General features: G+C 62.4%; 29 protein-coding genes and 1 pseudogene. 22 read left to right on the top strand and 8 right to left on the bottom strand.

Going from position 1 to position 25,285, the window contains the following annotated elements; translation table 11 throughout:
• Positions 1-18: 18 nt before the first annotated feature.
• From F2P44_RS21795 to F2P44_RS21730, 14 genes are all read left to right on the top strand, one after another.
• A complete protein-coding gene (locus F2P44_RS21795) occupies positions 19-363 on the top strand; it encodes a phage tail assembly chaperone (RefSeq protein ID WP_187363387.1) in 345 nt (114 codons plus the stop codon).
• Positions 364-380: 17 nt separating this feature from the next.
• Positions 381-674 (top strand): DUF1799 domain-containing protein, encoded by a 294-nt coding sequence (locus F2P44_RS21790; RefSeq protein ID WP_229423679.1) that lies wholly within the window; start codon positions 381-383, stop codon positions 672-674.
• A 36-nt stretch (positions 675-710) separates the two neighbouring features.
• Positions 711-6,236 carry a hypothetical protein gene (locus F2P44_RS21785; RefSeq protein WP_167089252.1) on the top strand — a complete coding sequence of 1,842 codons (5,526 nt, stop codon included), beginning with the start codon at positions 711-713 and terminating at the stop codon, positions 6,234-6,236.
• Positions 6,233-7,147 (top strand): hypothetical protein, encoded by a 915-nt coding sequence (locus F2P44_RS21780; protein ID WP_167089250.1) that lies wholly within the window; start codon positions 6,233-6,235, stop codon positions 7,145-7,147. Before F2P44_RS21785 ends, F2P44_RS21780 begins: the two co-directional genes overlap by 4 nt.
• The gene (locus tag F2P44_RS21775; RefSeq protein WP_167089248.1) at positions 7,144-7,953 is read left to right on the top strand and encodes a hypothetical protein; all 810 of its coding nucleotides are present in this window, start codon (positions 7,144-7,146) and stop codon (positions 7,951-7,953) included. Before F2P44_RS21780 ends, F2P44_RS21775 begins: the two co-directional genes overlap by 4 nt.
• A 649-nt stretch (positions 7,954-8,602) precedes the next feature.
• A complete protein-coding gene (locus F2P44_RS21770) occupies positions 8,603-9,079 on the top strand; it encodes a hypothetical protein (protein ID WP_167089246.1) in 477 nt (158 codons plus the stop codon).
• 109 nt (positions 9,080-9,188) lie between these two features.
• Positions 9,189-9,467 carry a guided entry of tail-anchored proteins factor 1 gene (locus tag F2P44_RS21765; protein ID WP_167089244.1) on the top strand — a complete coding sequence of 93 codons (279 nt, stop codon included), beginning with the start codon at positions 9,189-9,191 and terminating at the stop codon, positions 9,465-9,467.
• Positions 9,464-9,778 (top strand): collagen-like triple helix repeat-containing protein, encoded by a 315-nt coding sequence (locus F2P44_RS21760; RefSeq protein ID WP_167089242.1) that lies wholly within the window; start codon positions 9,464-9,466, stop codon positions 9,776-9,778. The genes F2P44_RS21765 and F2P44_RS21760 overlap by 4 nt, the downstream gene beginning before the upstream one ends.
• Entirely contained in the window at positions 9,775-9,996 is a 222-nt protein-coding gene (locus F2P44_RS21755) for a DUF7940 domain-containing protein (RefSeq protein ID WP_167089241.1), read from the top strand. Before F2P44_RS21760 ends, F2P44_RS21755 begins: the two co-directional genes overlap by 4 nt.
• Positions 9,980-10,522 carry a glycoside hydrolase family protein gene (locus tag F2P44_RS21750; protein ID WP_167089239.1) on the top strand — a complete coding sequence of 181 codons (543 nt, stop codon included), beginning with the start codon at positions 9,980-9,982 and terminating at the stop codon, positions 10,520-10,522. The genes F2P44_RS21755 and F2P44_RS21750 overlap by 17 nt, the downstream gene beginning before the upstream one ends.
• Positions 10,519-10,914 (top strand): hypothetical protein, encoded by a 396-nt coding sequence (locus tag F2P44_RS21745; RefSeq protein WP_167089237.1) that lies wholly within the window; start codon positions 10,519-10,521, stop codon positions 10,912-10,914. Before F2P44_RS21750 ends, F2P44_RS21745 begins: the two co-directional genes overlap by 4 nt.
• On the top strand, positions 10,911-11,180 hold the full coding sequence (locus F2P44_RS21740) for a YajG family lipoprotein (RefSeq protein WP_167089235.1): 270 nt from the start codon (positions 10,911-10,913) through the stop codon (positions 11,178-11,180). Before F2P44_RS21745 ends, F2P44_RS21740 begins: the two co-directional genes overlap by 4 nt.
• Positions 11,181-11,274: 94 nt before the next feature.
• Complete coding sequence (locus tag F2P44_RS21735) at positions 11,275-11,514, top strand: hypothetical protein (protein WP_167089233.1); 240 nt, start codon at positions 11,275-11,277, stop codon at positions 11,512-11,514.
• A complete protein-coding gene (locus tag F2P44_RS21730; RefSeq protein ID WP_167089231.1) occupies positions 11,499-11,849 on the top strand; it encodes a hypothetical protein in 351 nt (116 codons plus the stop codon). Before F2P44_RS21735 ends, F2P44_RS21730 begins: the two co-directional genes overlap by 16 nt.
• Before the next feature lie 185 nt (positions 11,850-12,034).
• Here F2P44_RS21730 and F2P44_RS21725 read toward each other — a convergent pair whose 3' ends face one another.
• Positions 12,035-12,934: an NmrA family NAD(P)-binding protein gene (locus tag F2P44_RS21725; RefSeq protein ID WP_167089229.1), complete on the bottom strand. Its 900-nt coding sequence runs from the start codon at positions 12,932-12,934 to the stop codon at positions 12,035-12,037.
• A gap of 62 nt (positions 12,935-12,996) precedes the next feature.
• Here F2P44_RS21725 and F2P44_RS21720 point away from each other — a divergent pair, with 62 nt between their 5' ends.
• The 3 genes and pseudogenes from F2P44_RS21720 (at position 12,997) to F2P44_RS21710 (ending at position 14,845) form a co-directional block, all read left to right on the top strand.
• On the top strand, positions 12,997-13,926 hold the full coding sequence (locus F2P44_RS21720; RefSeq protein WP_229423678.1) for a LysR family transcriptional regulator: 930 nt from the start codon (positions 12,997-12,999) through the stop codon (positions 13,924-13,926).
• 105 nt (positions 13,927-14,031) lie between these two features.
• Positions 14,032-14,337: pseudogene (locus tag F2P44_RS21715) on the top strand (DNA adenine methylase); the annotation flags it as partial.
• Entirely contained in the window at positions 14,315-14,845 is a 531-nt protein-coding gene (locus tag F2P44_RS21710) for a hypothetical protein (protein WP_167089223.1), read from the top strand. The pseudogene F2P44_RS21715 and the gene F2P44_RS21710, both read left to right, overlap by 23 nt.
• A 523-nt stretch (positions 14,846-15,368) precedes the next feature.
• Here F2P44_RS21710 and F2P44_RS21705 read toward each other — a convergent pair.
• The 3 genes from F2P44_RS21705 to F2P44_RS21695 all read right to left on the bottom strand — a co-directional run bounded on the left by F2P44_RS21705 (position 15,369) and on the right by F2P44_RS21695 (position 16,871).
• Positions 15,369-15,650, bottom strand: a complete 282-nt coding sequence (locus F2P44_RS21705; RefSeq protein WP_167089221.1) for a hypothetical protein — start codon at positions 15,648-15,650, stop codon at positions 15,369-15,371.
• A gap of 94 nt (positions 15,651-15,744) precedes the next feature.
• Positions 15,745-16,125, bottom strand: coding sequence for a hypothetical protein (locus F2P44_RS21700; protein WP_167089219.1), 381 nt, complete (start codon positions 16,123-16,125; stop codon positions 15,745-15,747).
• Positions 16,126-16,163: 38 nt separating this feature from the next.
• Positions 16,164-16,871 (bottom strand): LexA family transcriptional regulator, encoded by a 708-nt coding sequence (locus tag F2P44_RS21695; RefSeq protein WP_167089217.1) that lies wholly within the window; start codon positions 16,869-16,871, stop codon positions 16,164-16,166.
• Positions 16,872-16,959: 88 nt separating this feature from the next.
• Here F2P44_RS21695 and F2P44_RS21690 point away from each other — a divergent pair, with 88 nt between their 5' ends.
• The 4 genes from F2P44_RS21690 (at position 16,960) to F2P44_RS21675 (ending at position 19,878) form a co-directional block, all read left to right on the top strand.
• On the top strand, positions 16,960-17,172 hold the full coding sequence (locus F2P44_RS21690) for a helix-turn-helix transcriptional regulator (RefSeq protein WP_167089216.1): 213 nt from the start codon (positions 16,960-16,962) through the stop codon (positions 17,170-17,172).
• 177 nt (positions 17,173-17,349) lie between these two features.
• Entirely contained in the window at positions 17,350-17,763 is a 414-nt protein-coding gene (locus F2P44_RS21685) for a phage holin family protein (protein ID WP_167089214.1), read from the top strand.
• A 130-nt stretch (positions 17,764-17,893) separates the two neighbouring features.
• On the top strand, positions 17,894-18,574 hold the full coding sequence (trmB, locus tag F2P44_RS21680; protein ID WP_167089351.1) for a tRNA (guanosine(46)-N7)-methyltransferase TrmB: 681 nt from the start codon (positions 17,894-17,896) through the stop codon (positions 18,572-18,574).
• Between the two features lie 128 nt (positions 18,575-18,702).
• Positions 18,703-19,878: a DUF418 domain-containing protein gene (locus tag F2P44_RS21675; RefSeq protein WP_167089212.1), complete on the top strand. Its 1,176-nt coding sequence runs from the start codon at positions 18,703-18,705 to the stop codon at positions 19,876-19,878.
• Here the strand turns inward: F2P44_RS21675 and F2P44_RS21670 are convergent.
• On the bottom strand, positions 19,802-20,731 hold the full coding sequence (locus F2P44_RS21670; RefSeq protein ID WP_167089209.1) for a DMT family transporter: 930 nt from the start codon (positions 20,729-20,731) through the stop codon (positions 19,802-19,804). The two genes, F2P44_RS21675 and F2P44_RS21670, sit on opposite strands and share 77 nt — an antisense overlap.
• A gap of 101 nt (positions 20,732-20,832) precedes the next feature.
• Between F2P44_RS21670 and F2P44_RS21665 the strand changes: the two genes are divergently transcribed.
• Entirely contained in the window at positions 20,833-21,717 is an 885-nt protein-coding gene (locus F2P44_RS21665; RefSeq protein WP_167089207.1) for an AraC family transcriptional regulator, read from the top strand.
• On the opposite strand, the gene recQ is transcribed toward F2P44_RS21665, so the two are convergent.
• The 3 genes from recQ to F2P44_RS21650 all read right to left on the bottom strand — a co-directional run bounded on the left by recQ (position 21,714) and on the right by F2P44_RS21650 (position 25,282).
• The gene (gene recQ / locus F2P44_RS21660) at positions 21,714-23,537 is read right to left on the bottom strand and encodes a DNA helicase RecQ (protein ID WP_187363386.1); all 1,824 of its coding nucleotides are present in this window, start codon (positions 23,535-23,537) and stop codon (positions 21,714-21,716) included. The two genes, F2P44_RS21665 and recQ, sit on opposite strands and share 4 nt — an antisense overlap.
• Positions 23,538-23,548: 11 nt before the next feature.
• A complete protein-coding gene (locus tag F2P44_RS21655; protein ID WP_167089349.1) occupies positions 23,549-24,382 on the bottom strand; it encodes an undecaprenyl-diphosphate phosphatase in 834 nt (277 codons plus the stop codon).
• Positions 24,383-24,520: 138 nt separating this feature from the next.
• Positions 24,521-25,282, bottom strand: coding sequence for a YoaK family protein (locus F2P44_RS21650; protein ID WP_167089202.1), 762 nt, complete (start codon positions 25,280-25,282; stop codon positions 24,521-24,523).
• Positions 25,283-25,285 lie beyond the last annotated feature (3 nt).

Here is a 25,285-nt window from a genome sequence, read left to right as displayed (position 1 = left end):
TTCTCTCGAAAGCAAAAAATGACCAAGACAATCGCAAAAAAATTCTCCCTGAATGTTGCGCCTACCTTCAAGGCTTCTGTGCAGATTCAAATCCCGGGCGCCGGCGAAGCTGAAATCCTGTTCACGTTCAAGCACCGCACCAAAAACGAGCTGAAAGAATTTTCCGAATCGCTCAAGGCGGTGGATGGCGAGGACGGCCCGAAGGATGCCGACGTGCTGCTCGACATTGCCAGCGGCTGGGATCTGGACGAGCCGTTCGATGCCGACTCGCTGGAAAAACTGACCCAGCGCTACATGGGCGCGGCCCAGGCGGTCATCGGCGCCTACTTCACGGAATTGATGGGTGCCCGCACAAAAAACTGATCGCGCTTGCAAAGGCCATGTACATCAAGGCCCCGACGCCGGAAGAAATTGAGGCGACGGGGCTGGCGGTGGAGGACTTTGTAGGCGAGGAGGTTGAGCCGTGGCCCGACAACGTGGCGGCGCTGCTGCTGTTCCAGTACCTGCGCACGCAATGGCGCACAGGCGCGGGCGGGCCGAGCGGCCTGGACTACACGGTGATGCACAGAAAAATGGATCGCATGGGCCTGGCCCCTGACGATTACGACCAGCTTGAGCACGATATCCAGACCATGGAAGTCGCCGCGCTCAACTGCATCTACGCAGAAAAATAGCCGCCTTCGGGCGGCTTTCTAATTTTAGGCCGGCCAATGTCAGAAATCACGAACACCGCGACGATTAAGGTTGCTGTCGATGCCGATGGCGTCGAGACTGGCTTACGCAAAATCGATGACGCTGCGGCAAAGACCGGGCGCAATCTCGACAACCTCGGGAAGGGTGATAGCGCGTTCGCCAAGATCGGCGCCGGTGGCGATGCGGCCGCCGTCAGGGTACAGGCAGCTTCCAAGAGCCTCGCCGACGCCGTAGCAACCACGCAAGCCGCGATGGCGGAAGGGTCGAAGGCCAGCGCCGCCTACTACGCGTCGTTGGCGAATTCCAAGGCCACGCCGGAATCGGTGAAACCCTTCCTCGCGCAAATCGAGGCCTTGACCGCAGCGGAAAAAAACCGCGCCGAGACGTTCGCCACCGGGCTGGAGCAAACCAAGAGCCTGTTTGCCATCGCCGGCGCCGCCGCCACAACCGCGCAGCAGCAGATCGCGGCAATGCGGCTCGACAGCGATCAGCTGATTGTCCCGGACGAGGCGATTCAAAGCCTGAAAAACTGGCACGAGGCGGCTGCTTACGCTGTCGGCACAGCAGTCGGCGGCGGCGTAGCGGCGGCCAAGGTCGCTTTCGAGCACATGACCGACTTTATCAAGACAAAACTGATCATCGCCGGCGCCGCCGCCGCAATCGGCATCTCGGCGGCTGTGCTGGGCGCGACGTACGCCGCCTACAAGACCATCGACTTCGCCGCCGGCCTGCTGACCGGCGACAGCTACAAAAGTGCGAACATCGACGCCCTGGCCGCCGCCAACAAGGAAGTGGTCGACCTGCAAAAGAACTTCCGCCTGAGCGCGAACGAAGCGTCCGGACTGGTGGCCGCCCTGGCCGGGCTTGGCGTGTCCAAGATCGATTATGTCGATACCTTTCGCGAAGCCGGCGCGGCCATCAAGGCGAACAGCGACGAACTCGACGCGCTCGGCGTGAAGTACAAGGACGCCGCCGGCAATCTCCTGCCGATGCGGGATGTTCTGGTCAACGTCCAGGCCGAGCTTGCGAAATACACATCGGGCCTGGAGCGCAATGCCGTCGCCGCCGCGCTGGGCTTCGGCTCGTCGGAAAAGATCGACGCCGCGCTGGGCGTGACCGCCGAAAAGCTGGCTGCGGTGACTGAACGCCAGCGCGAATACGGCCTGCTGATCGGCGGTACACAGCAGGCAGAACTGGCGCGCTATGCCTCCGTCATGGCCGAATTCAATGTCGAGCTAGACAACACGTCGCAGGGCTTCAAGCGCGCGATCGCCGACAACATCATGCCGGCGCTCACCAACCTGGCCGATTTCTTCAAGGAAGGCTGGCCCGTGGTCGTGCAGGCATTTCGCGGCACCATGGCCGGGTTCACCACCTTGTTTTACGGGCTAAAGACCGTCGTCGATATCGTCGTCGAATCGGTCAAGGCCACGTTCGGCCTCTTGGCGATCTCCTTTGAAGGCGTGGTCAAGGTAATTGGCAATTTGATCAAGGGCGACTTCAGCGCGGCCGCCGCAAGCGCTGGGGAGATTTGGGACAACGCGATGGCCCGGATCTCCAAGGCCGGCGACAAGATCGTGGAGTACGCGCGCGCCAACGTCTCGGCCATCAAGATGGCATGGGGCCAAAAGATGTTCCCGGACGAGGTGCAGCTCAAGGCACCCGAGTTGAAGACTGCGGACTCAGCCAAGGACGTGATCAAGAGGGCCGCCGAAGTCAGGGAGCAGGCCGCCGCATACAAAACGCTGTCCGCTTCAATGATCGAGCGCATCGCCCTGCTCAAGGCAGAAGCCGACGGCGGCGCCAGGCTCAGCGACGGCCAGAAGCTGGCGCTCGAATTTACGCGCGAACTTGCCACTGGAAAGTCGAAGCTGACCGACGAGCAGAAAAAAGAGCGCACCGCGCAGATTGAGACTCTGATCGCGCTTGAAAAGACGATCGAGAAGAATGCTGAAGGACAGAAGGCCGGCGCTTCAGCAGCGACCGCTGCGGCAGCCGCAGCGAGCAAGCAGGCAAGCGAATATGCGAACCTTGGCCAAGCGATTCAGTCGAAAATCGACGCCAATAAGCTGGAGCTGCTGACCAGCGAAGCCGTGTCCGAAAGCCAGAAGCTCGGCATCAAGCTCGATCTCGAACTGGCATCGGGCAAGCTCAAGCTGACAGCCGCGCAGGTCGCTGCCACAAAGGCATCGCTGGCCGAGCTGGCTGTGACAGAACAGAAGCTCAAGCTCCAGGCTGCGGAAAAGGGCACTGCGGAATATATCAAGCAGAACACTCTTGCGCGCCAGGCGTCCGCTGCGGCGCTTGCCTCCGAGTATGCGCTGTACGGGAAAGGCGCCGACGCGCGCGACCTGGCGGCTGTTGGCCTACGCAATGAAGCCGAGCTGCAAAAGAAATTAGCCGACATGCAAAAGGCTAATCTGCCAGTCACCCAGCAGATGATCGACCAGATGACCGAATCGGCGAGGGCGCGCACGCTGGAAGAAAAGGCCACGCTTGCGCAAACCAAAGCCCTGGGCTACGCCGCTCAACTGGACGAAGAAAATGCCCGCTTTGCCGCCGAATCAATTGTCGACGAACGGGCGCGCGCCGCCGAACTAATCGAACTAGAAGCAGAAAAGTGGCGGAAGAAGATCGAGCTGTGCGAAGACGGCCTTGAGGCACAAAAATTACTGCAATCCAAGTTCGATACTTGGTATAAAAACCAGTCTGGCAAGCCGGCGATGGATGAATGGCGCAAGTCCGTTCAGCAGTACGACGACATCTTCCGCAACGGCTTTGCCGACATGCTGAACAACGGCAAGGATGGCTGGAAGTCGTTCACGAAATCCCTGGTCACGACGTTCAAGACCAGCGTCGCCGATCAAATCTACAAAATGTTCATTAAGCCGCTGATCGTGCAAGTCGTCGGCAGCGTGGTCAACGGCGGCAGCTCCGGCGGATCGGGCGGGTCCGGGCTTCTCAGCATGGGGCAATCCATCTACGAAGCGTTCACAAAAGGATCGTCCAACGGGTCCGGCATGCTCGACATGGGCAAGAAGCTTTTCGAGGGATTCGGCGGAGCTGCGGCCGCTGCGTCCTCGATCGGCGCCGGTGCGGCGGCTACTGGCGCCGGAGCGTCGGCAGTCGGCGCGAGCACGACGGTGATCGGCACGGGCTTTGGCGGGATCGGTGCGAGTGCTGGCGCGCTGACTGCCGGGGTCGGGTCTTCTGCCGTTGGTGTTGGCGGTACCGCTACTGTGGGGGCAGGTGGTGGCGTAGGCGCGGCTGGAGCAATTCCAATTGCGGGCTGGATCGCAGCCGGCATGGCCATGTCAAATGCTCTCTACAAGCAGGGGTGGGACGCGCAGAATGGCACGACCAGCGCGACCAAAATCCCGTTCAACGCCCCGATGCTGAACCTGAACAAAGGTCTGCAAAAGCTGGGCATGAACGACACCATGGCCAATATGTTTTCGGGTGCCTCAACGGTGTCGCGCCTCTTCGGTCGCAAGAATCCGGAGGTGAAGGATTTCGGTATCGAGGGCACGTTCGGCGCCTCCGGATTCGACGGCAAGACGTTCCAGAATATTCTTGAAAAAGGCGGCTTGTTCCGAAAGGACAAGAATTACACGAAGGACGGCGCGCTCGACGCGGCAGGCGAAAGCACATTCGACGACACGATCAAGAACCTGATGACCGCCGTCAAGGGCTTTGGCGCGCAGATGGGCATCGAGGCGTCGCAGATCGACAAGTACACGAAGGCGATCAAGCTCACCCTGACCGGCGACGAAGCGAAAAATCAGGAGCTGATTACCGGGCTATTTGGCGACATCGGGAACGATCTGGCCAAGCTCTTGATTCCGACCCTCGACACCCTGACCGCCAAGGGCGAGAAGGCCGGCGATGCACTGCAACGCATCGCCATCAATTACGCGGTGGTCGACGCCGGCCTGGCAAGCATCGGCAAGACCTTTGGCGCAGTCGGCATCGGTTCGCTCACGGCGCGCGAGAAGCTGGTCGAGCTGTCCGGTGGGATCGACAATTTCAGCAAGGGCATCTCGTTCTTTAGCCAGAACTACCAGACCGAAGCCGAGCGCATGGCCGCGTTGGGCAAGACGGTGGACGCGGCGTTTGCATCGCTGGAGATTACAGCGCCGAAGACGCGGGACGAATTCAAGACTCTCGCTCTCGGGCTCGACCTCACAACCGAGAAGGGCGCAAAAACCTTCGCTGGTCTGATGAATATTCAGGAGGCATTTGCGCAGCTGAACCCAGCGATGGAAGTGGCAGCGACTGCGGTCCGCTCGCTGGCTGATATTGCAAGTGAGCGCGCGGGCCTGCAAGATCAGTTCGACCAGCTGCGCATGACCCCGGAGGAGTACCGCCAACAGCAAGTGAACAAGCAGCGCGACGCCCTCGACCCCAGCAACCGGGACTTGTTCGACAACGTCCAGAATGGGCAGATCGCGAACTCGACGAACGTTGCAGCGGCCAACGCCGCCGAAACCCTGAGAGCTACCAACAAGAGCTATCAGGATCAAATCGACGTGTTCGTGCGCTCGACGATGAAGGTCGAAGACGTCCGCAAGCTGGAAATCGCTGGCATGGACGCGACCACCGTGGCGCTTTACGACCTGCTAAAAGGGTATCAGACGGCGGCGGCTTCGGCCACGGCCGCGAAGGATGCTGCGGACAAGCTGGCATCGACCAACAAGGGCTACCAGGACCAGATCGACACCATGCTCAAGGCCGGGATGACGGCGGCGGAAGTGCGCAAGCTGGAGACCAAGGGCATGGACGCCAGCACCTTGGCGCTGTACGACAAACTCAAGGGACTGGAAGCCGACAAGTTGGCGAAGGACAAAGCCGACCAGGACGAACGAGATCGGCAGGCGAAGCTGCTGCGGGACGGTGAGGACTACCGGCGCATCCAGGAGCAGCTGGCCGACGATGCGAAGCGCGCTGCCGAGCAGATGAGGGACGCTTGGCAGTCGGTCACGGATTCGATCTTCGACGAGGTGAAGCGCATTCGCGGGCTTGCCGCCGGCGACGGCGCGTCCACCCTGGCCAGCGTGCAGGCGGAATTCGCCACCAGGACCGCGCAGGCGCAGTCGGGCAACCAGGACGCGGCGAAGCTGCTGCCCTCGATCTCGCAGAAGCTGATCGAGCTGGCCGAAGCGAACGCCACGTCGCTGCTCGACCTGCAACGCATCCGCGCGCGCACCGCCGCCAGCCTCGATGCCACCGGCGCCATCCTCGCGGCGAAGTTCGGGCTGACGCTGCCGAGCCTGGCCGTGGGCACCAACTACCTCCCGGCCGACATGGTGATCCAGGCGCACGAAGGCGAGCGCGTGATCCCGGCCGCCGACAACCGCGCGCTGATGCAGATGATCAACCGGCCAGCGTCAGCGGATGCATCGGCGGCCTCTCAGCAGCAGGCCAGCGCTGAAATGGCAGGCCTGCGCGCTGAGGTCGTATCAATCGCACTGAGCAGCGCCGAAATGGCCCGCATGCTTAAACGCGTCATCAAGGACGATAAATTGCAAACGGAGGATGCATGAGCGGTATGAAAGTCATCAAGCCGACCACGATCACGGCGGCGATGCTGACCAGCAGCACGGTGGCCGAGCCGGCCGCCGGGGAGGTAGCCTGGAACGCGGCCACAGCCTACGCGGCCGGGGCGGTCGTGATCCGAACGTCCACGCACATGAAGTACGAGCGCGCCATTGCGGGCGCCACGGCGACGGCGCCGGAAAGCGACCCGACGAACTGGCTACCAGCTGGCCCGACAAACAGGTGGGCGATGTTCGACCGGAAGATCGGCACGGACACCACTGCGGCGACGACGATCACCGTCGTCCTGCGGCCGGGCGGTATCTCAGGCCTGGGCATGCTGGAACTGGTCGGGCGCCAGGCGGATATCACGCTCAAGGACGCGCCGGGCGGCACGACCGTGTACAGCCGCACTGTGAACCTCGACGGCACGATCATCACAAGTGTCTACGACTGGTTTTTCCTGGACTTCGAGCAGCTGAGCGACTTCGTGCTGACGGACCTGCCACAGCACTACGCGAGCTGCGAATTAACAGTCACGGTCACGAGCACCACCCCGGTATCGGTCGGCGTGCTCCAGGTCGGCCAGGTAATGACGGCTGGGCGCGCGGCAATGGGCGCCACCGCCGGCATCATCGACTACAGCAAAAAAGAGAAAGATCGCTTCGGAAATTTCGATGTGATCGAAGGTGCGTTCAGCAAGCGCTGCAATCTCCAAGTGCTCACCCCGGCCGCCGATTTCAACAAGATTTTTCGCGCGTTCGCTGCGCTGCGTGCGATCCCGTGCATTTACATCGGCGTGGACCAGGTGGGTTTCGAGCCGCTCATCATCTACGGCTTTTACAAAGATTTTTCCATGGTCGTCGCCTACCCGCTGTACCACCTCTGCAACCTCGAAATTGAAGGACTATCGCAATGACGCCAATTCCACCGCTTGATCGGACCTCTGCCACCTTTCGCGCCGAGGTCGATACCTATTTCGGCACGCGGATTCCTCTCTTCACCACGGAGATCAACGCGCTCGCCACCGACCTGACCACAAAGCAGGGGCTCGCTAGCGATGCCGCCATCAGCGCCAATGCGGCAAAGACAGCGGCCGAGACAGCGCGCGATAACGCTCTCAACTATAAAAACAATGCTTTCACTGCGGCAGATTCTTCTGAGAATTATAAGAATCAAGCTCGCGACTTCTCTATTGCCGCCGCAGGAAGCGCGCTCACGGCTAGCAGTGCCGTAGCATTTGTTGACTCGAATTCTATCGCGAAAGGAAGTGTTGACGCGTCAAAGCAGGTGCGCTTCGAGTGCGACACGCTGATTCCAACGGGCACCGTTATCCCGTTGACCGTGCCGGCGACCGGGGGGACCATCGCATTGCTCAGCGATACCGACCTCCGCCCCAAAAGCTACTACGACGCAGGCGCGGCGGTGGCGCTGGACTATGCCAGCGGCGTCCATCAGCGGTGGGCCCCGGGAACAGGTTCCAAGACATTAACTATCAGCAACTGGCCGGCTGCGGGAACGCATGCGGAATTAATGATCGAAGGCGTGAACTTGGGCCAGGCAACTATTACGTGGCCGGCCTATATCAACTGGATTCGCTACGACGGGACATACACCACTGCATTCTCGTATGCAGGCGCAACGCTGCAAACCGGCGGCACCGACTTTATCATTCTGTGGACCCGCACGGGAAGCACGCAGGTGTTCGGGAGGATCGTGCGGTGAGCCTGCTTCCATTACTTGCTGCGGCTGGAGGGCGGCGGCTAGTCACCCAAACTTTTAATGCGTCTACCACATGGACGGCCCCGGCCACAACAACAAAGGTGGAATCGCTGACAGCGCGCGGCGGGACGGGCACGCCTGCAGGCACCACTGCCGTGTACACCCGGAACGTTCTGATTACGATTCTTCAAACTTCTGGAGGACCAGGCCCGTCGTCGGGATATGGGGACTGGAGCACTCTTGTCTCGTACGCAAATTCAGCAGTAGCTTCAATAAACTCGGGGGCGTCCACATATAACGGGTGTGCGATATCCCAATGGACCACGCCGAGTGCGACATACGGCGTTTATCCGCAATCGTACGCGTCGCCTACGGGGTTTGTGTCGAATAGTGCAAGGTGGGCGGCGGAGGACGGAAACACATCCGGGGCTGTTTCGCGAAGCGGGTATTTCGCCCTGATCTGGGACGTCCCGTACGCGGCAACCACAGGCGGCTCCACAACAGCATTCGGCCAAACGTTCGTCGGCGGCACAGGCGGCATTGCAAGCCCAGCCACGGTTAGCAACATTTCTGTTACCCCAGGCCAAGGATATTCCATCAGCGTCGCGACCGATGGATACGTCACGATCAGCTATTTACAATAAGGGAAATCATGCTTAACCCAATTAGAGAATTGCGCTACAAAGAAGCCGGCCAGGTCGTAACGGAAGAAGCTTATAAATCGGACTACCCACACACGTCCTTTGCTGTCGACTGGACGCCTGACGACGCCGAATGGGTCGAATACATCGCCCCGCCTGCAACGATCGGTTATCAGCAAGCGATGCGTGACGGGATCAAAAAGGTAGACGGGAAATGGCAAACAGCCTGGAAGGTAATCCAAGGCGTCCCGCCGTCGGTGCCCATGCTGAATGCGCGCCTCGCGCTGATCGCAGCTGGCCACATGGCGGCGGTGAAGTCCTACGTCGACGCGATGCCAGGCATCGACGGCGAGCAGGCGCGCGCCTACCTTGAATACGCGCAGAACGTGAGGCGCGACCACCCGCTGGTCGAAGGTATCCGCCAGGTGCTGGGGCTGACGCCCGCTGACATCGACGCGCTGTTCATCACTGCCGCCGCGATCGACTGATTCGCGCGCGCTCCATCTCTGGCCACCTTCGGGTGGTTTTTTTTCGCCGGTTCACCGGCATCACCGCGCTTTCCGCCTGGCCGCCGCGCACGACCGCATAGAGAAGCCAATGACCCAAACATCAACCGAAGTACAGATCGCCCTGCTGATCCATGGGCAAGCGCTATTGCAGCGCGAAATCGAAGAGAACAAGCGTGAGGCGGAAGCTGACCTCAAGCGCGTGACCGACAAGGCTAACGCCGACATTAAAGAAGCGAACGACAAGATCGACGCGCTGGAGGACGAGCGAACGAAGGCGCTCAAGTGGGGCGTGATGACGCTCGGCACGGCGGTCATGGGCATGGCGTACTGGATTTTCGACAAGGTAGTTGGAGGGCACATTCGATGAGCGCGAAAAAGTGGTCGACGTCATTTTATTGGGTGCTGCGCATTTTTATCGGTGTTGCCGCAGTGCTGATCCTTGTGGCGGTTCTCTACCCAGCGAAAGTAGTGCACGGGCCGCCAGGCAAGACTGGCGCCCAGGGAGTGGAAGGCCCGGCCGGCGCAACCGGCGTGGGCGAGAAGGGCGACACAGGCGACCGGGGCCGCGCTGGCAGTGACGGCGGCACGGGCAAGAAAGGCGAGCCCGGAACGAAGGGGCAGCAAGGCGAACCCGGCGCAACCGGGGCGAAGGGTAACGGATTTTGGAGCGGCAAATGACCCTCATCGAAGACTGGCGCGCGGTGCTGCACAAGGCCTGGAGCGTGAAGTTCAACGTAGCCGCGACCCTGTTCGGCGCGGCCGAGGTGGCTGTGGCCATCTGGAAGCCGGACGGCATGCCGAACGGCGTCTTCGCCGGCACCGCTGCGGCGGTCTCCGTTTTCGCAAATGTCTCGCGCATCATGGCGCAGAAGGAATTGCATGGCAACGACAAATAGAATCCGCATGGGCATCGCCGGCCTGGTGCTGAGCGCTGGCGCATTCGTGGGCCTCCTCACCCGCGAGGGATACACCGACGGCGTGATCATCCCCACGAAGGGCGACGCGCCCACCCTCGGCTTCGGCACCACTGGCGGCGTGAAGATGGGCGACCGCACCACGCCGGTCAAGGCCGCCCAGCGCGCGCTGCTCGACGTCCGGACCTATGAGGGCGCGGTCAAGGACTGCGTGCGCGCGCCGCTGAGCCAGGCCGAATACGACGTGTACGTCGATCTGGCCTACAACATCGGCCCGACAAACTTCTGCTACTCCGTCGACAAGGCGGGCAGGATCACCGGGCCGTCGACCCTGACTCGCCGCCTCGCGGCTGGCGATTACCGGGCCGCGTGCGATGCGATCCTGATGTATCGGTTCGCCGCCGGCTACGACTGCTCGACGCTGGTAGATGGGCGCCCGAACAAGCGTTGCTACGGCGTCTGGGCAGATCGCCAGCGCTCGCATGCGCAGTGCGTGGCGGCGCAATGAGCGCCCTGGGCACGCTGGCCGCCGGCGTCACGGGCGGCATCTGGAAGATCGCGGCCATCGTGCTGGCGGCCGTCCTGCTGGTCGTGCTGTCGGCCGGCGCCACCGGCTGGTGGATGATCGCCAGCGCGCGCGATGAAGCCGTGACTGCCATGGCCGCCGAGCGCAGCGCGAACGCGGAACTGCGCGCCGGCATCACGGTACAGAACGGCGCAATCGAGGCCGCTGGGAATGCCAAGCTGGAGGCTGACGCTCGCGGGCAGGCCGCCCAGCAGCAGGCCGCCGCAGCCGGTCGGCGCTTCGATGCCGCGTTGGCCAAGGTCGCCGGCGCACGCGCCACCACCTGCGACGAGGCCATGCCAGCTGTGAACGTCATCCTGGAGTCCGTGCGATGAGCGCCCGCCGCATACTGTGGGCGTGTGCGCTGCTGGTGATCCTGATGCTCGCCGCCTGCGCGGGCCCGGCGCCGGCCATCCCGGTCATCAAGGTGCCAGTCTACCGGCCGTGCGTCACTGGCGCGCTCGAGCGGCCGCCGTTCGCCGTGCGCGGCCTGGCGCCGGATGCCAGCGACGGCGAGAAGATCCTGGCCCTGGCGCGCGACCTGCCGGTGCATCTCAAGTACGAGGCCCAGCTGGAAGCCGTGATCGCGGGGTGCTTGTGAGCGATGCAGGGGTTACGGCCGCCTCAGGTTGTCAAAGGGCCGTGACAACCTTGCTGTCAAAATCCGAGTATTTGTCAACCAGTTGGCGGCGCGTGTGACCGATACCGGAATTCCGGCATCGCCTGCTCGATATCGTGATGACGATATCGATGCCGGGCCGCTGATCTTGGAAATGCACCGGATCGACGGCCCGGACAAGTCGCCCATGCAGATGGTCAGCGGCGACCTGCTGGCGTACTACCGGCGCTGCGAGGTCGAGCTGGTGACGATCAAGGCGGCCAGCCAAGGGGGCGCTGGCGAGCCTGATATACTGGATGCATGTACAGTAAAGTAAAAATGCTCAGGGTGCGCGGCACGCGCCGTTCGGATCGGGAAATCTACGCAGATCCGGGCGCCGTCGGCCACCTCGCCATGTGTCAAGTGGCAAGCTGGCTGGAGATCAAGCTCTTCGCGCCAGGCACCGACGCGCGCCCCGAACCGATCATCCCCGTGCTGTTCGACCCTGTGCTTGTTGCCATGCACGGCAATAAAATGCTGTTCAGGGGCTTGGAGCGGCAAGGCGACCAGCGCGATGCGAACTCGGCAACCGTGATGCAGGAATGGTCTGTTCAGGTCATGGTCGAGCAGCCGGCCGATATCAGGCATCAGCCCCATCGAACATCGTCGTGATGGGGTTCTAAGCCGGAACCGCCGAAATTTCCGTCACTCCAACTCCAGCCCATCCAGGAGTGCAGATCGCGACAGTGACGACTGTTCGAGGTGCAGCCGCTCGGCCGCGGGCGAAGTAAACTTCTTCGGCTACTGCTAGAAACAGCGAAGGTAGCGAAGTTCACGCATATAACTCCTGCTGGCCTTTATCGCTGACGCTGTGCCAGTTCGACGATGACTCGTTCGAGCGTAGTCGTTCCTGCCCATTCGACTGCGCTGGGATCGCTCTTGATGTCGATATGCGAGCAATTGAGGCCACGGGTCATCTCGGCGAAACCAGCCAGGGCGGTCCTTGAGAAATGGGCATCGGCCAGCGCTTCTGGCCACTTTGTTTCCGGCAGGACTGCCACGTCGACGGGCTTCTGGAGCGTGGTTGAAAGAATGGCGGCGACATCATTCGGGGCGTAGTCTTTGGGCCCCGAGAGAGTGACGATGCAGGTCCCCGTTCTTTTTTCTTGCAGCAAAGCAGCGGCGGAGCTGCCGACATCGACAGTCGCCACCATCGGGAGAGGACGCTGTGGTGGTGCCAGAAACGTCGGCAGAGTGCCGCTGCGCATGGCCTGTCCAATCATCGGCATCCAGTTCTCCATGAAATAGGCCGCGCGCAGGAAGATGGTGGAAACACCGGTTTCGCCCAAACGCTGTTCGAACATGCGGTTCATCCTAATCCACCCCGTTCCGCTTTCACGGTCGGCGCCCACCGAGGAAAGAGCCACAAGCCTGGGTACATCCGCCGCAACCGCAGCGCGCGCCGTGGTATCGGCAATCAAGTCTGCCCTCTCGAACAAGTCATCACGGTTGTATTGCTGCGGACTGACGACATAGGCGCCCTGGACCTGACTGAGCGCCTTGGTCATCGAGGCCAGATCTGTCAGGTCGGCCACGGCAACCTCTGCGCCGCGTTCGGCCCACGGCCGGCCCTTGACTGGGGCGCGCACCACGACGCGCACAGGATGGCCGGAGCGCAAAAGCGCATCGGCGGCAGCGGCGCCGGTACGGCCGGTCACGCCGAATATAACGTAAGGAAAAAGGGAGGAAGCAGTCATACATGAATCTCCTATTAAAATGAACCAGAATGGTGCATGATTACTCGACATACATAAATGGCATGAAAGTCATAGCCAACATGCGCCAAGTGGATTTATCTACAGTCGACCTCAATCTGTTAAAGCTGTTCGAAGCACTTGTTCGGGAGCGAAGCGTCACCCTAGCGGGCCTCCGCTTGGGCTTGAGCCAACCGGCCGCCAGCCGCGCACTGGGCCGACTGCGCATGATGCTGGGTGATCGCCTCGTGGTCCGCGGCAAGCTTGGGCTGGAGCTGACTCCACGCGGCGAAACGCTGGCAGGTCCAGTGACCAGACTGCTGGACGATGCCCGAGGCATCGTCTCGCCCGCCGTCTTCGATCCCGGCTCTGCAACGGGTCGGATCACGATCGCCGCGCACGACCACCTGAGCCTGGTGGTCCTTGCTGGTTTGATCGCCCGCTTCGAGCGCCATGCGCCTGCGCTAAGTCTCCATATCGCGCAACCGGCCGGGGACAACGTGCGCCTTATCGAGCAGGGCGCCGCAGATCTAGCATTGGGCATTTTTGAGGCACTGCCCGGTAGTTTCCATCGACGCGGCCTTTACGCCGACAGCTTGGTGTGCGTGGCGAGGTCCGATCACCCCGATGTGACAGACGGACTCAGTCTGGAGCGTTATGTGACCTTGCGTCACATTGCCGTGACCATCTCTGGAGTGGGGGAGAGTGCGGTCGACGTTGCTCTCTCGGCACTGGGGCTCACTCGCCACATCGCGCTGCGAGTTCCCCACTTTCTTGCTGGTGCGATGTTGGTAGCAGACAGTGACATGATTCTGACGTTGCCAAGCCGTTTGGCGCGCCTACTTGCGAAAAGGCTCCCGCTCGCGCTCCTGGATCTACCGCTACAGGTTGCGCCCTTGTCGCCAGCCATGATCTGGCACGAGCGCTTCCACCGCGACCCCGCCCATGTTTGGGTCAGGCAACAGCTTGTCGACGTCGTGTCGTTCAAACCGTAGAAATGATCTACGGGCTATCCCGGAATTTTCGGCGGTTCCGGCTTACATCCCCGTGATGCTGACGACGCTCTGGTACTGTGCAGCGCCGCCGAACGGTACAAGCTCATGGAGCGGTACGATCGCCCGCACACGTTGTTTTACCTCGACCCGCCATATTGGCAGACGGCCGGCTACGGAGTTGAGTTCGGATTGCCCGAGTATGAAAAAATGGCGGACATCATGAGCCGCCTGAAGGGGAAGGCTATTTTGAGCTTAAACGACCATCCCGATATCCGGCGCATCTTCGCAGCCTTCGAGATGGATACGGTGCCGATCACGTACAACGTCGGTGGCGGCGGCAAGGCGGTCGACCGCAACGAAGTCGTTATTTACAGCTGGGATCGGCAACTTGATCCTGTCGGGCTTTTCTAATCTGGCGCACAGCCAAGGCTGCGAGGCTGAGCTGGTGACATTTCGTTACTTTGTGCGTAGCACCGGCGTTTTCAGCTGTATCATTTCGGAAAAATTTCAGCGAGTAGCGATGAAAAAGACGACATGCGGCGAAATTTCCCGATCAAATTTCGCCGACCGATTGCACAACACGGCAGCGTTTGCGCCCTACCGCCGCAGTCCTACTGCGCTCTCAAGTGCGTTTAATGTTCGCTTTCCGCAAATGGCAATCACTTCGCATGCAGCTCGCAAATGGCTCCTAGGCGAAGCCATCCCTACGCAGGAAAGGCTAGTCGCACTCGCCCATTGGCTGGACGTTGACCCTACGTGGCTGCGTTTTGGCGACTTCTCGGGCTCTTCACAATCGTTACCTTTGCAAAAAAATTCCGACCGAATTGAATACGATCTTCGCTTGCTAACTGAGAGCGAACGTAAGGTCATTCGCGCTGCATTAGATGCCATATTTGCAGTCCGGCAGCTGCCCAAATAGGGCCCCGCCGACCCATTTTGCTGCCAGGCTGGACCGGCTCAAGCTGAGCTTCGCAGGCCCATTTTATCCTTAAAACCCGCTCCACAAAATAGATTGAGCCCGCATGGATAGGGGCTTTTCGGCATCCTACAATCCTTATTTTGTGGAGCGGAAAACAGGCTCAAACCCGCATGGTTGTCACGTTTCTTTGGTAGCTTCCCAAGCTTACGACGAGGGTTCGATTCCCTTCACCCGCTCCAGTGACCTCCGGGGCAAGCTACGTGGCGTACGCCGCATCAAAGAACAAATTCGCTGCCGACAACACGCCATCCACAGCGCAATAAGGAACGGCGGCCCGGATTGCGGTTGACCGAACCGGCTTGCGCGTCCACGGATTCGACAGCGGCAATTCCAGCATTATCTCAAGTACTTCGTTAAGCCACGCCATATTGAGGCCGGTTGACGACTATCCATCTCCGCATAGACTTTGCAACGTGTTGATGGATCGACGGTCGACTTTGATACGGGCGTGCGCCATGGCGGATCAGAAAGGAAGCGTTCCCGTATCCGTAGGCCCGGCATTGAAATCGACCTCGACAAAATTGACGTTTTCGAGCTGCACGAGGGCAAGCAGCTCGCTCGTCTGGAACGTGGCAAAGGCGCGAAAGCCGTTGTCCTCGATCGACACCAGCATGATCGGCAAGGCCGGGAAATACGGCTGCAAGCGCACCAGCAGCGCCGGCCCGCGCTCGGGCAGCGTGTCGGCTGAATCGACCAGCACGATCGCCAGCAGGGAGCCGCCTACGGAGATGCAGGCCGACTTCATTGGATGCCCGACCGGTCTGTGTCAGCGGCGGGGCGCCGTGATTCGCCTGGCATCTGCGGCAAGGTGCCATCAGGTGGATTTCCGTGAAATAGTTTCAATCCGGGCCTCTTAACTCGCGCCACGTTTCCTGTGGGTTCGGCAACTTAGCCCAACCATTCTCTGGCGACATCAATATGGCGAGCACTTCATCAGGTGCTGCTTCATCCAGCGCTGCCCAGCCGGCGACACGGACAAGTTCCAGCTGCCACCTGCCATCGTGTTCACGTCGCCATCGTCCAAGGCCATGAACGCGCACCGGCATCGACCAATCAAGCAGTGCGATTGCCGCCGCCTGCACGCCATCGCGTAACTGGCATCGCACCGGCTGGCCTTCCACATCCTCAAGTGTTGCCTCCGTCATGCCATCGCATGAAGTCATGCTGACGATGAATCCATCGACACGCGCCGCCGTGTCGATGATCACTGGCAGATTCATGTGTATCTCCTCGCGCCCAAGCCGGTTCGGCCCGTGCATCAGATCCGGTCACTCTCCTTGCGCACCACGCGCCCCACGATAATGCAGTCGCTGCCCCGGCACACCTTGCGATGATACTTGCGCTTGTCGGAATTATCGGATTCCAGCCACCATTCCCCCGCATCGCGCGAGAGCCGCTTCACCACTGCCTCGCCCTCGTAATTGACGGCGAACACCACGCCATCGACCGGCCGGTTGTCGGCCGTGTTGATCACGATGATGTCGCCCTCGTACAAGGTCGGCTCCATGCTCTGTCCTTTGACACGGGTGGCCACCAGGCGTTCCGCAATATAGTTGTTGCGCCCCACCCAGCCGGCGTCGAGCGGCAGGGTGGCGCCGCTATCGTGCCCGGGATCTGACTGAAACCCGCTGATGCCGGCCGACAGGCGCAAGGTCACCATCTTGATCTGCACGAAGCGCGGATCGCCGTCTTCCGCCACGATCACCGGCTGCATTTCCCGGGCCAGGCCATCGGCCCCGGCGGCGCGGCGCGCCATCGGCCCCGTGCCTTCGTGCAGCCACTCGAACGCCACCTTGCAGGCCGCCGCCAGTGCCGCCAGGGTAGCCGCTTCCGGACCGCGCGTGCCGCTGCGGTTGAGGATGCGGTTGATGGTCGGCTGCGGCACGCCGGAGGCGCGCGACAAGGCGCTCTGCGACTGGAAACCGGCTTCTTCCATCGCTTGTGTCAGGCGGTCTGAAATAGTCATGAACCAATTATACATGGATGAATAGATTTTTTCAAAACTGTAGCGTGCTCTTGTTGAAAATCTATCCGAGCACGTATAGACTGTGTACATGGAAAAAGACATCTCCACCCTGTTACGGGAAATCAAGGACGCAACCGGGTGGACGGAGATGCGCATGGCGACGGCGCTGGGCACCACACAGCCGACCGTCAGCCGCATCCTGAATGGCCAGGCGGACTGCAAAATCGCCACCTTTCACGCCATCTGCGCCCTGCACGCGCTGAAATGCCCTCTCGCCCGCGCAAGCGGACCGTTGACCTGACCTGAGGCACCTATGAGCAAGACCACGATTGCCGGCGGCCTGTCCGCCGCACCGGGACAGTCACGTCCGCACCCTGTCCGGCGCGCCGCGCGCCGCCTGATCAAGGTTTTTCTGGAACGCCGGAGCCCTGTTGGCGCTGACGCTCTCCGATGCCCACCAGCGCTTGAAGGAGGTACTATGCGCACCTTTCTACACTTGAAACCCCGGCTTTGCTGGACCTGGCTGCTCGCCTCGTGGGATACCAGTGCGGCTGCCGCCACCAGCTTTGCCAGCGACCTGTCGAGCATCCCGCTCGATGGCGTCGTCGTCGCCATCACGCTGTCCCTGGTCGGCGGCGCCGCCGGCACCCTGCAAAAGATCGCCAGTCCCGAGGTGGTGATCAAGTCGCTGCCGCTGGAAATCGCCAAGGATATCCTGATCTCCCTGGTGGCCGGCCTGGTAACGTACTCGCTGTGCGCGTGGCAGGAGATTCCGCTCCTGCTGCAGCCGGGCTGCATCACCATTGCGGCCTACGGCGGCTCGCGCGTGCTGGAGCGCTACCTGTCGGCCGGCATCTCGCGCATGGAACGCCTCGACGGCAAACGGGACTAGCCGCCCCGGCGCCTCCCGTTTCCCCCGTGGCGGCGCCTGCCGCCGGCACGGGGGAGCAGGTACGATATAATGCCGTCCCGGCTTTTTTTCCTCATCCATCCCCATGTCCGCAGATACCCCGAACCGCCCGATGTTGTACGACCCGACCGAACACCGGATTCGCAGTTTTGTCACGCGCGCCGGCCGCCTGTCGATCGCGCAGGCGCGCGCGCTGGAAGAGCTGGGACCGAAGTTCCTGGTCGACTACGCCAAGGCGCCGCTCGACTTTGAACAAGCCTTCGGCCGCCGCGCGCCGGTGATCCTCGAAATCGGCTTCGGCATGGGCGACACCACCTCGCACATCGCCAAGGGCATGCCGGAGAAGGACTTCATCGGCGTCGAAGTGCACACGCCCGGCGTGGGCAGCCTGCTCAAGCAGATCGGCGAACAGGACCTGACCAACCTGCGCCTGATCCAGCACGATGCCGTCGAAGTGCTCAACCAGATGATCCCGGCCGGATCGCTGGCCGGCGTGCACGTGTTCTTTCCGGACCCGTGGCACAAGGCGCGCCACAACAAGCGCCGCTTGCTGCAGCCGCCGTTCGTCAAGCTGCTGGCCGAGCGCCTCGCGCCGGGCGGCTACCTGCACTGCGCCACCGACTGGGAAGACTACGCGGTCCAGATGCTCGACGTGCTGGGCGCCGAGCCGCTGCTGCAAAACACGGCCGAGGGCTATGCGCCGCAGCCGGCCTACCGTCCCCTGACCAAGTTTGAAAACCGCGGCATCAAGCTCGGTCACGGCGTCTGGGACCTGGTGTTCACCAAAAAATAAGCTGACAGTGGGCTTACCTCAGGCGATGCGGCCATGCAGGCCGCATCGCCGTGTATTTTTTCCAAAGTGGTAGCGTTTCCAACTAGAATACGATTTCCTGGTACGCTTCTTCACGAGGAGTCAATACGATGGGATCAACGGCACAGCGCCTGGACGTGGTCGACGCATTGCGTGGCTTTGCCATCGTCTCGATCATGCTGCTCCATAACATCGAGCACTTCGACCTGTACTACGTCGTACCCGGCGTGCCGGCCTGGCTGGCCGCCCTCGACAAAGTCGTCTGGGAATGCGCCTTCTTCCTCTTCGGCGGCAAATCGTACGCCATCTTCGCGCTGCTGTTCGGCCTCACCTTCCACCTGCAGTCGCAGCGGCGCGCCGAACGCGGCGAGGATTTTCGCGCCCGCTACGGCTGGCGCCTGCTGATCCTGTTCGGCTTCGGCATGCTCAATTCGATGTTCTTCCACGGCGATATCCTTACCATCTACGCGGTGCTCGGCCTGTGCCTGCTGCCGGTGGCGCGCCTGGGCGATGGCGCCGTGCTGGCGCTGGCCGCCATCCTGCTGCTGCAGCCTTACGAGTCGCTGGTGCTGGCCGACGCCCTGCGCCATCCGGACGTGAACATCGGCGACCCGGTCTCGTGGCAGTATTTCGGACGGATCAACGAGTACCTGATGGGCGACTCGGTCCTGCGCGCCTGGGCCGGCAATCTGACCAACGGCAAGCTGGCGGTGCTTCACTGGAGCTGGGAAAACGGCCGCGTGTTCCAGATCCTGTCGCTGTTCATGCTCGGCATGCTGGCCGGGCGGCGCGGCTTGTTCGTGGCAGGCCCGGACAGCCTGCGCTTCTGGCGCCGCACGCTGGCCGCCGCCACGCTGCTGTTCCTGCCGCTGTACACCATCCGCACGCTGCTGCCCGACTGGGTGGCCAGCAGCGCGCTGCGCCGGCCCCTGGCCACCATCGTCACCTCATGGTCGAACTTCGCATTCATGCTGGTGCTGGTGGCGTGCTTCGTGCTGCTGTACCAGGGCGGTGCGGCGACGCGCGTGTTGCGCCTGCTGGCGCCACTGGGCCGAATGAGCCTGACCAGCTACTTCACGCAATCGGTGATTGGCTCGTTCATCTATTACGGCTTCGGGCTGGGACTGTACAAGGTCACCGGCGCCAGCGTATGCCTCGTGATCGGCGCGCTGCTGGCGGCGCTGCAATGCGCGTTTTGCGCGTGGTGGCTCAGGCGCCACGCCCAGGGGCCGCTCGAACACCTGTGGCACCGGGCGACCTGGATAAGCGCGCGCCAGCCGGCATGAACGCCAGCAGGTTCCCGCCCAGGACCAGCAGCAGGCCACAAACAGCAAGGGCGCTCCACTGATAACCCTCAAGGACGGTGGACACGCTCAGCGCCACCACCGGGAACAGCACCGTCGAATAGGCCGCGCGGTCAGGGCCGATGCGTCCCACCAGCAGCAGGTAGGCGGTAAACCCGACCACCGAGCCGGGAATGGCAAGGTACAGCAGCGAGGCGGCGTAGCGCATGGTTGGTTCGACCGCGAAGGGCATCTTCAGCAGCCACGCGCCGCCACCGAGGATGGTGGCGCCGATCAGCATGGCCCAGGTATTGGTCAGCCAGGGCGTCAGGCCGAGCGCCTGCATGCGCGAGGACAGCAGGTTCCCGGTCGAGAAGCACACGGTGCCCAGCAGCGCCAGGCCCAGGCCGAACAGCATGCCGCTGTCGTTCCAGTGTCCGCGCATCTGCGGCAGGAACAGCAGGGCGATACCGCACAGGCCGAGCAGTGCGCCGCCCACCACCTGGCGCCGGATCGGGCGCCCCATGAAGACGCGGCCATTGATCGCATTCCAGATCGGCGCGGTCGAAAACACCACCGCTACCAGGCCGCTCGGCACCCATTGGCTGGCGTAATACAAGCACAGGAAGTTACAGCAGAACAGGGCGAAACCCTGGGCCAGCAGATAGCGCCAGGCGCTGCGCGGCGGCCAGATGGGCTTGCGGGTGGCGATCAAGAACAGCATCAGTACCGCGCTGGCGATCCAGAAGCGGTAGGCGATCGATACCGGCGCTGGCACCACGCCAAGTTGAAAGGTAATGGCGATCCAGGTGGTACCCCAGATCGCGACGGTGAGAAAGTAGAGGAAGATATTCATGGCCCCATGTTGAACCGGCATGCCTGATGCGACTTGTCTGATCTTGCGCACTTTGGGCCGGCCGCCGGCAGCGGCGGGCATGCCATGCTAGACTTTTCAGCATGCACTCACGCCCACCGCTCATTTCGCACGCCGTCTTCAACACCATGAGCGGCACCAATGCCACGCTGGAACGCTTCGCGTGGCTGGGCGACGGCATGGCGGCGGCGATCTGGAAACGCGAAACCGTGGAGGAGCTCACCAGCTATGTGCAGCCGGGCCACCACACCCTGTCGTGCTACCTGGGCGGCGGCTACCGTACCGAGCGCGCCGGCGTGCCGGGGCGTTACGGGGCACCGCAGCAGCTCTGCTCCATGCCCGACTGGCACGAGTCGCAATGGGTGGTGCGCGGCCATGTGCACATGCTGCATGTCTACTTCATGCCCGAGCATTTCACGCGGCGCGCCGTGGCGGAACTGGACCGCGAACCGCGCGAGCTGACCCTGGCCGATCGCACTTACTTTGAAAACCCCCGCATCGTGCAGCTGTGCGAGGCACTGGTGAGGCAGCCCTGGGACGGTACGGGCCAGCTCCTGCGCGCCAACGAGATCACGCACGAAGCGCTGAGCGAACTGCTTCGCTCGCAGGCCATCGTGCGGCGCGACCTGCGCCTGCGCGGCGGCCTGGCGCCGCTGGTCAGGCGCCGCCTGGCCGACTATATCGAGCAGCACCTGGCGCAGCCGATCACCCTGGGCGAACTGGCGCAACTGGCGTGCATGTCGGAGTTTCATCTGGCGCGCATGTTCCGCGTCTCGTTCGGGATGCCGCCCTCAGGCTGGGTGGCGCAGCGCCGCATCGAACGCGCGCGCGCCCTGCTCAAGGCCGGCAAGCTGCCCTTGCAGCAGATTGCCGCCGCCTGCGGCTACGCGGACCTGAGCCACTTCAGCCATCGTTTCAGCAAGGCGGTGGGGGTACCGCCGGGACGCTACCGCCAGGCCGTGGCCTAGCTCATTTCCATGATGATGGCGACGATCTCGTCGCCGTACGAAACCAGCTTCTTCTCGCCCACGCCGGTCACGCCGCGCAGTTCCTGCAACGATGTTGGCTTGGCCTTGGCGATTTCGCGCAGGGTGGCATCGACAAAGATCACGTAGGCCGGCACATTGTGCGCACGCGCGGTTTCGACGCGCCACCAGCGCAGCTTCTCGAAAATCGCCTGTTCGGATTTGGACAGGTCCATCTCCACATGCCCCTTGGACGAGGCGGACGGCGCTCGCTTCTGCTTGACCGGTTTCTGGTACTGGCGCAGCTGCACCTTCTGGCCGCCCTTGAGCACCGGGCGCGCGGCGTCGGTCAGCTTGAGCGAACTGTAAACTTCATGGTCGACCGTGATCAGGCCGAGCGCGATGGCCTGGCGCAAAATGGCGCGCCACTCCGCTTCGGTGCGTTCGCCGCCGATGCCGTAGACCGATAGCGAATCGTGGTGCCACTGCTTGATGCGGTCCGTCTCGACCCCGCGCAGCACGTCGATCACATGGCCGGCCGCAAAGCGCTGGTCGACCCGGTAAATCGCCGACAGCAGCTTTTGCACCGGCACCGTGCCGTCGAAGGACACCGGCGGAATCAGGCAGGTATCGCAATTGCCGCACGGGGTGGATTGTTCGCCGAAGTATTCGAGCAGGCGCACGCGCCGGCAGTTGAGCGTCTCGCACAGGCCCAGCATGGCGTCGAGTTTCATCGACAGCACGCGCTTGAAGGTTTCGTCGGCTTCCGACTCGTCGATCATGCGCCGCTGTAGCACCACGTCCTGCAAGCCATACGCCATCCAGGCGCTGGCCGGCATGCCGTCGCGGCCCGCGCGTCCGGTCTCCTGGTAGTAGCCCTCGATGCTTTTCGGCAGATCCAGGTGGCACACGAAGCGCACGTCCGGCTTGTCGATACCCATGCCGAAGGCGATGGTGGCGACCATCACGATGCTTTCTTCGCGCAGGAAGCGGGCCTGGTTGGCGCTGCGCTTGGGGTAGTCCATGCCGGCGTGGTAGGGCAGGGCGCGGATGCCGTTCTCGTTCAGGAAGTCGGCGGTTTCCTCGACCTTCTTGCGCGACAGGCAGTACACGATGCCGGCATCACTGCCATGCTCGGTGGTGATGAAGTCGAGCAGCTGCTTGCGCCCATTGGCCTTTTCAACGATCTGGTAGCGGATGTTGGGGCGGTCGAACGAGGACACGAACTGGCGCGCATCGCCCAGTTGCAGGCGCAGCGCGATTTCGGCGCGGGTCTGCTGGTCGGCGGTGGCGGTCAGCGCAATGCGCGGCACGTCCGGAAATTGCTCGTGCAGGATCGACAGCTTGATGTACTCGGGGCGGAAGTCATGCCCCCACTGCGACACGCAGTGCGCCTCGTCGATGGCGAACAGCGCGATCTTCGATGCCTGGAACAGGTCCAGGCAGCGCTGCGTCATCAGGCGTTCGGGCGCCACGTACACCAGGTCGATTTCGCCGGTGCGCACCAGCCGTTCGATGCGCATCGATTCTTCGTACGTCTGCGTCGAATTGAGGAACGCGGCGCGCACGCCGACTTCGGCCAGCGCGTCGACCTGGTCCTGCATCAGCGCGATCAGGGGCGACACCACCACGCCGACGCCGTCGCGCAGCAGCGCCGGAATCTGGTAGCACAGCGACTTGCCGCCGCCGGTGGGCATGAGCACCAGCGCATCGCCGCCGCTGGCGACGTGTTCGACGATTTCCTTCTGCTGCCCGCGAAAAGCCGGATAGCCGAAGACCGTTTGCAGCTGGTCGAGCGCGCGTGCTGAGAGACCGGGGTCCATACTGGGGTCCATTATTCCGCCCAAACGACCCATCCGTAGTGCGAGCTTGCCAGCACCACGATGCCGAACACGATGCGGTACCAGGCGAACACGGTGAAGTCATGGCTGCTGATGTAGCGCAGCAGCCAGCGCACGCACAGGAAGGCCGAGATGAACGCTGCGATCGAGCCGATGCCGAACAGCGGCAGGTCGCTTGACGACAGCAGCGCGCGTTCCTTGACCAGCGAATAGGCGGTGGCCAGCAGCAGGGTCGGGATCGCGAGGAAGAACGAGAATTCGGTGGCGGCCTTGCGCGGCAGGCCGAACATCATCGCGCCGATGATGGTTGCACCCGAGCGGCTGGTGCCGGGAATGAGCGCCATGGCCTGGGCGCAGCCGACCTTGAAGGCGTCGAGCACGGTCATGTCGTCCACCGTCTCGACCCGCACCACGGGAGGATTGAGCTTGTTGCGGCGCTCCACCCACAAGATGATGATGCCGCCGATGATGAAGGCCAGCGCCACCGGCACGGGCTTGAACAGGGCCGATTTGATCATCTTGCCCAGCGCGAGGCCGAGCAGCGCCAGCGGCAGGAAGGCGACGATCAGGTTGAGCATGAACTTTTGCGCCTTCGGGTCGGATGTCAGCCCGCTCATCACCGATGCGATGCGCGCGCGGTATTCCCAGCACACCGCCATGATGGCGCCGGCCTGGATGACGATCTCGAACACTTTCGCTTTCTCGTCGGTGAAGTCGAGCAGGCTACCCGCGAGGATCAGGTGGCCGGTCGAGGAAATGGGAAGGAATTCGGTGAAGCCTTCCACCAGACCCATGATGATGGCTTTAAGCGCAAGAGCGAAAGTTATGTCCATGAAGCAGTTTGTATTGTTAACGGGGAAGTCGGACCGGATGACGGCACGGTGCGGGGTCGAAGCTTACCACGAGCACGCCCCCGGCTTCTGATCAGCCGCACATGCGGGGCTGTTTTTCGTGACGGGGATGGACTACTGTTTTTTTGTTGCAATATTTTTAACGTCGTCCAGCAGCGGCAGCATGGCCAGGGTCATCAGCGCCAGCGCCAGCGGCACCGTGGCCACGTAGCCGAGGCGGCTGAAACCGAAGGCGCCGGCCACGCCGCCGAAAAAAAAGCAGGCGGCCAGCATGGACAGCACCGTCAGGCGTTTGCGGTCGCCCGCCACCGGCGCCAGTCCGGCCTGGCTGGGCGCCGGGCGGTTCAGGTACATCATCTTGCCCAGTTCAATGCCGATGTCGGTGACGATGCCGGTGATGTGCGTGGTACGGATTTCGGCGCGCGACAGTTTGGTGATGAGGGCATTTTGCAGTCCCATGATAAAACTGAGCAGCAGTACCGTCACCGATGCGAACCGGCCGTCGATATCGGCCAGGCGCATGCCGAGCAGGCCAAAGCAAAGCAGCAGGACCGCTTCGAGCATCAGGGGCAGCGCATATTCGCCGTGGAGCGCGCGGCGCCGGCCGTAATTGACCATGATGGCGGTGCAGGCCGCGCCGGCCATGAACGAGAGCAGCGCTCCCAGTCCGCCCAGGACCAGCGCGTGCGCGCCCAGCACCAGGTCGTCGGCCATGGCCGAGACCACGCCGGTCATGTGCGATGTGTAGCGGTGCACCGCCAGGAAGCCGCCGGCATTGATGGAGCCGGCCACGAACGCCAGCATGTAGCCCAGGTGCGCATTGGCGTCGCTGGAGCGGCTTGGCGCGGTGAGCCTCTTGGCGTAGTTGACGGGCATGGG

Origin of the sequence: Massilia frigida, assembly GCF_011682175.1 — a bacterium.
Lineage (GTDB): Bacteria > Pseudomonadota > Gammaproteobacteria > Burkholderiales > Burkholderiaceae_D > Telluria_A > Telluria_A frigida.
Note: the sequence above shows the minus strand (reverse complement) of the source record. Positions and strands in the feature narration are given on the sequence as shown.